The organism is uncultured Thiocystis sp. (genome assembly GCF_903866365.1).
Classification (GTDB): Bacteria; Pseudomonadota; Gammaproteobacteria; order Chromatiales; family Chromatiaceae; genus Chromatium.
The window spans coordinates 1-1,953 of the sequence record NZ_CAIPNF010000218.1 but is presented as its reverse complement, the minus strand read 5'-3'; the positions used below and the strand labels follow the sequence as shown (position 1 = coordinate 1,953).

Annotated in this window: 2 protein-coding genes; both read right to left on the bottom strand. The window is 56.8% G+C overall.

The window, feature by feature from the left end; all coding sequences use genetic code 11:
• Window positions 1–1,285 (bottom strand): methyl-accepting chemotaxis protein (locus QZY07_RS12465; protein WP_295403024.1); only part of this gene is annotated, 1,285 nt, incomplete at its 3' end.
• Window positions 1,286–1,443: 158 nt separating this feature from the next.
• A partial coding sequence (locus QZY07_RS12460; protein ID WP_295403022.1) for a chemotaxis protein CheW occupies window positions 1,444–1,953 on the bottom strand: 510 nt, incomplete at its 5' end.

Genomic DNA, 1,953 nt, shown 5'->3' with positions numbered 1-1,953 from the left:
TGGCGGTGGTTTCCTCGACGCTCGCCGCCTGTTCGGTGGCGCCCTGACTCAGCGATTGCGCGGTGGAACTCACCTCGCTGGAGGCCGAGGACAGATTGTCGGCCCCCACCCGCACCTCGCCCACGATCTGGCGCAGGCGCTTGACCATGCCGTTAAGGGCATTGGCAAGCTGGCCGATTTCGTCTTTCTGTTCAATATCGAGCTGTTGCGAGAGGTCGCCATCGGCGACCGACGCCGCGAAACTCACACCCTTGACGATGGGTTTCGTAATGAGCGCGGCCAGGAACAGGGCAATCAGCACACCCAAAATGACCGCGATCGCAATGGTCGCGATAATGATGATCGTCGCTTCGTTAACCACGCGCTGCGCCTCAAGACGCGCCGCTTCGAGCTGTCGATACCCAGCGCCTTCCGCGGATTGCGCCGCTTCGATGACGGCTTTTCCATAGTCCTGCATTCTCTTAAGAATGTCCGCCAGCATGGTGTCGTTACTGATCCAATTCCTCGCGGCCTGCTCGTACTCAGCAGTGGCTTTTCGGGCCTCCTCGATGAGTTTCAGTTCCGCGTCGGTCGTGCTGATTTTTTCAAGATCGTCATATAAACGCATCAACTCGGGCAGCATCACCACCATTTGATTCCAGGCAACGCGATCCTTGTAATTCACCTCTTCCTTTTCCAGGCGAATAATTCGATTGGCCTTGACTCGAATCGCCACCGTCATGATGTACCGTTGGACATAGCCATCCAAGGTCTTGATGTCGGCGCCTTGCGCCATCGCTTCGGCATAAGCCTTTTGCTGGATCTCCATGAATTTTTCAGCGGCGTTGACGACAACCCTGCCTTTTTCGTCCATGGTTTTCACCAGTTCCTTGTTAGCCTTTAAGGCCGCTACCCCTTTCCGGTATTCCTCGGCATAACGCGTCGTATCCTGGCGCGCGAGCTTGGATTGATCGCGCAAGTCCCGATTGTCGTACTTGTTGGCGATCTCATCGACTTTGTCCAAATAACCCAACAATTCCTTGACGTTGGCCTCCGCGCGCTCGTGGATTTCATCTTTCTGGTGCAGCAAATAATTTTTTTCCTCCATGATCGTTTGCAGCGCCATTCGCTCAACGCCGGTCGCATATTCGACCGCCTTGGCGTTATTGTCGGTAATGCCGAATAATGCGCCAGCGACTTTCCCCATATACACGTAGGCCAGCACGCCAAAGATGACCGTGATCAAAACCAGCAGCATGGAGCCGGTCAAGATTTTTGTTTTGACTTTCAGATCATTGATATTCATGGGTTGAGGCCGCTTTAAAAGGTGATGAATTGTAACTGTCTCCGACTGAAACGCGATTCCGGCGCCTGACGCTTCTAGATGATTCCTGGGTTTCCCCGCCACATCGATCACCCCAGCAATCGGTTTGTCTCGATCTGGATGTCAGGCGTTGTACAGGGTCATCCATCCGAACCGCTTGGGGCGGCATCCTCGCTCAGTCGACGCAGTGCCGCCAGCTCCTGCACCGACAGGACATGATCGACGCTCAGAATGATGACGAAGACATCATCGACCCGCCCCATCGCCTCGATGAAGTCGGTGCGGATCTCGGAACCGAACTCGGGCGGCGGTTTGACGTCCTCGGGGGGGATGTCAAGAATGTTTTTGACCTCGTCGACCAGCATGCCCAGCACATGCCCTTCGTCGCCGACCTGAACCTCGACCAGCACCACGCAACTGCGCTTGGTCAGGGTCAGCGGGCCGCGCCCCAGGCGCGCGCCCAGGTCGATGACCGGGACCGCACTGCCGCGCAGATTGATCACGCCGCGAATGTAGTCGGGCGTCATCGGCACCCGCGTCACCTGCGGGGTCTCGATGATCTCCTTGACCGCATTGATCGACATCGCCAGGCGCTCGTCGGACACCGAGAAAGTCAGGTACTGGGTGACCTCATCGGCAGTCTCGCTCCG